Here is a 6,114-nt window from a genome sequence, read left to right as displayed (position 1 = left end):
ACGGACGCCCCGTCGCGGAGTCCGTGGAGGAGATGGCCGCCCTCTACCTCGAAGCCGTGCGCTCCGTGCAGCCCCAGGGCCCCTACCTCCTCGGAGGCTGGTCCATGGGCGGCGTCGTCGCGTACGAGATGGCCCGCAGGCTGCGCGAAGCGGGCGAAGCGGTGGACCTGCTCGCCCTGGTGGATGCGCACGTCCCCGGCCTGACGAAGCCCTCCCCGGACTCCTCCTCCCAGGCCAGGGCCCGCATCGCCTTCGCCCACGCCACGGCCTCCGCCTTCGGCCAGACGCCCACGCTGCCCGACGACGCCCTCGCCCAGGGGGACGACGACGCGATGCTCGGCGCCCTGCTGGAAGAAGGCCTCCGCGCCCGCATCCTCGATGCCCACTCCGGCCCCGCCCAGCTGCGCGCCCTCTTCCGCGTCTTCCAGGCCAACCTGCTCGCCTTGGAGCACTACGTGCCCCAGCCCTACGACGGCACCGCCCTGCTGCTGAGCGCCAGCGAATCCGCACCCGGCAGCACTCCCCTCCCACGTCATCGTGGTTGGGAAGGCCTGGTGCGCGGCGGCCTGGAGGTCCTCGACGTCCCGGGCAGCCACCACGCGCTGATGCAGGACCCGCACCTCCAGCCCCTCGTCGAACGCCTGCGCGAAGCCCTCGCCCGCGTGGCGGACCTCGAACCACGAGGGGCCACGGGGAGCTGATCCCGTCGTGCCCTTGGAGGCACGGGGTGGGTCGGGCAGGAGGGGAGCCCCTCCACTTGCCATCCCCCACTCGCGGGGGAGACCCGAAGGGCAGGCTTCCCTTGGGAGACATGCGACGTCCTTCCGTCCCTGGATTCAAGGAGCCACCGCAATCCAGCAAATACCTGGATTCATTCGCGCGGCCCGCTAGACGCCCCCATGACAGGCCGCTCTCCGACGGAATAATCTCATCAGCGTGAATTTGACCCACCCTGCGTCTCCCCCCGGGAGAGCGGCGCAGGGCGTCAAACCGGCAAATGAAGCAGGTCCGAGTTCTCGCGAAACCCACCACGGGCCCGGGTGGCGTTCGCGCGCGATGGCGTTCCCGAGTGCGGAGTTCTTGAGATGAGCAACGAGCTGTCGAAGCGGATCGCGAACCTCTCACCGGAAAAGCGCGCTGAGCTTTTGAAGAAGATGGCCGCGCAGAAGGCCGCCCCTGGCAACACGGCGCGCGGCCTCATCCCGGTCCAGGACCGTACGCGCCCGCTGCCGCTGTCGTTCGCACAGCAGCGGCTGTGGTTCATCGAGCAGCTCGACCCGGGCAGCCCCCTGTTCAACGTGCCCATGGCGGTGCGGCTGGAAGGTCCGCTGAAGGTGGACCTGCTGGAGCGCGCGCTGCGCGAAGTGGTGCGCCGACACGAGGTGCTGCGCACCACCTTCCGCGAGGGCGAAGCCGGGCCCGTCCTGGTGATTGCTCCGGAGCCGGTGCTCACGCTGGAGCGCAGCGACCTCACGGGCGCGGCGCCGGACGAGGCATGGCGCCTGGCGCGCGAAGCGGCGGCCCGGCCCTTCGACCTCGCCCGGGGTCCACTGCTGCGCGCCCTGCTGCTGACCTCCGGCCCGAACGAGCACCTGCTCGTCGTGGTGCTGCACCACATCGTCTCCGACGGCTGGTCGATGACACTGCTGGTGCGCGAGGTGGCGCTGCTCTACGGCGCGTTCGCTCGCGGCGTGCCCGCGGCCCTGCCAGAGCTGGGTGTGCAGTACGCCGACTACGGCGTGTGGCAGCGCGAGTGGCTCCAGGGCACACGCCTGGAGAAGCAACTCGGTTACTGGAAGCAGCAGCTGGCCGGAGTGCCCTCCGCGCTGGAGCTGCCCACCGACCACCCTCGCCCGGCCATCCGCGAGGGCCGGGGAGCCCGACACGAGCTGCTCCTGTCGCGCGAGCTGATGGACGCGATGAAGGCGCTGGCCCAGCAGGAAGGCGCCTCGCTCTTCATGGTGCTGCTGACGGGCTGGCAGGTGTTGATGTCGCGGTACGCGGGCCAGGAGGACGTGACGGTGGGCTCGCCGATGGCGGGTCGGACGCGCGGCGAGGTGGAGGGGCTCATCGGCCTCTTCGTCAACGCGCAGGTGCTGCGCACCCGGGTGGAGGCCACCGCGTCCTTCCGCGCGCTCCTGCGCCAGGTGCGGGAGACGGTGCTGGGCGCCCAGGAGCACCAGGAGCTGCCCATCGAGCGACTCGTGGAGGAGCTGCGTCCGGAGCGCATCCCGGGTCGCACGCCGTTCTTCCAGGTCATGCTCACGTACCAGGCATCCTTCCGCGGCGCATCCACCGTGGAGGGCGTGAAGCTGGAGGCGCTGGAGCTCGACACGCACACGGCGAAGTTCGACCTGACGCTCCAGGTGCTGGAGACGGAGCACGGCCTCAAGGGCTACCTGGAGTACGCCACCGACCTCTTCACCGCACCCACCGCGGCGCGAATGGCCGAGCATCTGCGCGTGCTCCTGGAGGGCGCCATTGCCCGTCCGAACGAGACGGCCACGCGGCTCCCGCTGTTCACCGACGCCGAGCGCCAGCAGGTGCTCGTGGAATGGAATGCGACGCGCGCGCCCTTCCCGGAGGCGTGCATGCACTCGCTCTTCGAGGCCCAGGTGCGCCGCGCGCCGGAGGCGCTCGCCGCCGTCTTCGAAGGGACGCACCTGACGTACGCGGCGCTGGATGCGCGCGCCAACCAGCTCGCGCACGCCCTGCGCCGTCGGGGGGTCGGCCCCGAGGTGCGCGTCGCCCTCAGCGTGGAGCGCTCCCTCGAGGTCGTCATCGGCCTCCTCGGCATCCTCAAGGCCGGTGGCGCCTGGGTGCCCGTGGATCCGCTGCTGCCGCGTGAGCGCCTGGCCTTCATGCTGGAGGACAGCGACGCGGCGGTGCTCGTCACCCAGCGCGTGCTGGTGGAGCGCTTCCCCCAGGCCCACCAGTCCCGGGCCCTCTGCCTGGACTCCGAGCGTGAGGCCCTCGCGGCGGAGGCCACCGACGCGCCCTGGACGGGCGTGACGCCCGCGCACCTGGCGTACCTCCTCTACACCTCCGGCAGCACCGGTATGCCCAAGGGCACCGCCGTGGAGCACCGCGGCGTCGCCAACCTCGTCACGCACGAGGCGGTGGCGTACGGCATCGGCCCGGGCAGCCGCGTGCTTCAGTTCGCGAGCCTCAGCTTCGACCTGTCCGTGGAGGAGATCTTCACCACCCTCTGCAACGGCGCCACGCTGGTGCTGGCCCCATTGGACAAGCTGATGCCGGGCGCGCCGCTGCCGCTCCTGCTGCGCGAGCAGGGCCTCACCGTCATCAGCCTCACGCCCGCCGCGCTCGCGGCCACGCCCGCGGAGGGGCTGCCCCAGGTGCGCACCGTCATCTCCGGCGGCGAAGCCCTGCCCGCGGACGTCGTCGCACGCTGGGCCCCGGGGCGGCGTCTCCTCAACACCTATGGCCCCACCGAGGCCACGGTGGTGGCGACGCTCGGCGAGGTGGTGGCGGACGGAGGCGTGCCGTCCATTGGCCGGCCGCTGGCGAACGTGCGCGCCTACGTGCTGGACCCGCGCGGTGAGCCCGTGCCGGTGGGCGTGCGCGGAGAGCTGTACGTCGGCGGCGTGGGCGTGGCGCGCGGCTATGCGGGACGCGCGGGCCTCACGGCCGAGCGCTTCGTGCCGGATGCCTTCTCGGGAGAGGAAGGAGCCCGGCTGTACCGCACGGGTGACGTGGTGCGCTGGCGCCAGGACGGCACGCTGGAGTTCATCGGCCGCATCGACGCGCAGGTGAAGGTGCGCGGCTTCCGCATCGAGCTGGGCGAAGTCGAAACCGTGCTGCGCGCGGGCCCCGCGGTGAAGGACGCGGTGGTGCTCGCCCGCGAGGACCACCCCGGCGACAAGCGGCTGGTGGCCTACGTGGTGGCGGAGGGCACACTGGACGTCGCGGCCCTGCGCGCGCACCTCAAGCAGCACCTGCCCGAGTACATGGTGCCCGCGGCCTTCGTCCCCCTGCCGTCCCTGCCGTTGACGTCCAACGGCAAGGTGGACCGCAAGGCGCTGCCGGTCCCCGAGGCTTCCGCTCGGACCCATGCCTACGAGGCCCCCGTCACGCCGCTGGAGCAGAAGCTGGCGGAACTCTGGAGTGAAGTGCTCCGAGTGCCCACCGTGGGCCGCACCGACAACTTCTTCGAGCTGGGGGGCCATTCGCTGCTCGCCACGCAGCTGGTGGCTCGGGTGCGCGCCGCACTGGATGTGGAGCTGCCCCTGCGCGCGCTCTTCGAGGCGCCCACCGTCGCCACCCTCGCCGAGCGGTTGCAGCAGGCCCGCACCGCGATGGTCCTGCCGCCTCTCACCCGAACGCAGGCGGAGGGCCCCCAGCCCCTGTCCTTCGCCCAGCAGCGTCTGTGGTTCCTCGATCAACTCGCGCCGGATGACGCGTCGTACAACCTCCCCGTCACGCTGCGCCTCTCCGGGCGCCTGGATGTGGAGGCCCTGCGCCGTGCCTTCGAAGCGCTCGTCCAGCGCCACGAAGCCCTGCGCACCACCTTCTTCGAGCACGAGGGCCAACCGTTCCAGCGCATCCACGCGCCGGCAGCGTGGGCCCTCCCCGTGGAAGACCTGTCCAGCCTGGACGTGACTGCGAGCGAAGCGGAGACGCTGCGCCTTGCCACCCGCGAGGCACGCCAGCCCTTCCACCTCGTGCATGGGCCGCTGCTGCGCACCTCGCTGCTGCGGATCTCGGAGGAATCGCACGTCCTGCTGGTGACGATGCACCACATCGTCTCCGACGCCTGGTCCATGGGCGTGCTCGTGAAGGAACTGGCCGCGAGCTACGCGGCCTTCAGCGAGGGCAAGGCGCCTTCTCTGGCCCCGCTGCCCGTGCAGTACGCGGACTTCGCCGCGTGGCAGCGCCAGTGGTTGCAGGGGGAAGTCCTGGAGGCGCAGCTGGGCTACTGGAAGCACCAGCTCTCCGGGGCGCCCTCCGCGCTGGAGCTGCCCACGGACCGGCCGCGTCCGCCCGTGCAGTCCCGGCGCGGCGCGACGGTGCCGGTGAGCATTCCGGCGGCCCTCACGGAGTCCCTGCGAGGCCTGGCCCAGCGCGAGGGCGCGACGCCCTTCATGCTGTTGCTCTCCGCGTTCCAGCTGCTGCTGTCGCGCTACGCGGGCCAGGACGACGTCTCCGTGGGCTCCCCCATCGCGGGACGTACGCACACGGAAGCCGAAGGCCTCATCGGCTTCTTCGTCAACACGCTGGTGCTGCGTGCACGTCTCAAGTCCGAGGACTCGTTCCGCCAGCTGCTCGCCCAGGTGCGTGGCACCACGCTCGCGGCCTATGAGCATCAGCACGTCCCGTTCGAGAAGCTGGTGGAGGTCCTCCAGCCCTCGCGCGACTTGAGCCGCAGCCCGCTCTTCCAGGTGATGTTCGTCCTGCAGAACGCGCCCGCTGAAGCGCTGCGCGTGCCGGGCCTCGCCTTCCAGCCCGTCCCGCTGGAAGGCAACTCCGCGCGCTTCGATTTGGCGCTGACGCTCTTCGAGGTGCCCCAGGGCCTCACGGGAGTCCTGGAGTACAGCAGCGATCTCTTCGACGCCGCCACCGTCCAGCGGCTGATGGGCCACTACGGCGTCCTGCTGGAGGCCATCGCCGCGCGGCCGGATGCCGCCATTACTTCGCTGCCCCTGATGACGGCCCCGGAGCAGGAGCAACTGCTCGTCGAATGGAATGAGACGGACGTCGAGTTCCCGAGCGACACCTGCATCCACCACGTCGTCGCGGAGCAGGCCCGGCGCGCGCCGGAGTCCATTGCCGTGCGCATGGGCGAGCGCGGCGTCACGTATGCGGGCCTCGATGCCTGGGCCCACCAGCTCGCCGTGCAGCTTCACGCAGCCGGTGTCTCGCGCGGCGACCGCGTGGCCGTCCTCGCGGAGCGCTCCCCGGAGCTGGTGGCCGGATTGCTGGCCACGCTCAAGGTGGGCGCGGCGTACGTGCCCATCGCTCCGGGTGTTCCTCCCGAGCGGCTCACCTTCATGCTGGAGGACAGCGCTGCTTCCGTCCTCCTCACCCAGCAGCACCTGCGCGCGTCTCTGCCCGCGCTCTCCACGCGCGTGCTCCCGCTGGAGGAAGCTATTGCGC

General features: G+C 71.3%; 2 protein-coding genes. Both read left to right on the top strand.

Features of this window, described 5'->3' with window-relative positions; translation table 11 throughout:
- On the top strand, positions 1–701 hold a 701-nt coding region (locus D7X12_RS38170; protein ID WP_147443930.1), incomplete at its 5' end, for a thioesterase domain-containing protein.
- A 384-nt stretch (positions 702–1,085) separates the two neighbouring features.
- Positions 1,086–6,114: non-ribosomal peptide synthetase (locus tag D7X12_RS38165; RefSeq protein WP_120630090.1), on the top strand; the 5,029-nt coding region annotated here is incomplete at its 3' end.

The sequence above is a fragment of the Corallococcus sicarius genome (assembly GCF_003611735.1).
Classification (GTDB): Bacteria; Myxococcota; Myxococcia; order Myxococcales; family Myxococcaceae; genus Corallococcus; species Corallococcus sicarius.
Note: the sequence above shows the minus strand (reverse complement) of the source record. Positions and strands in the feature narration are given on the sequence as shown.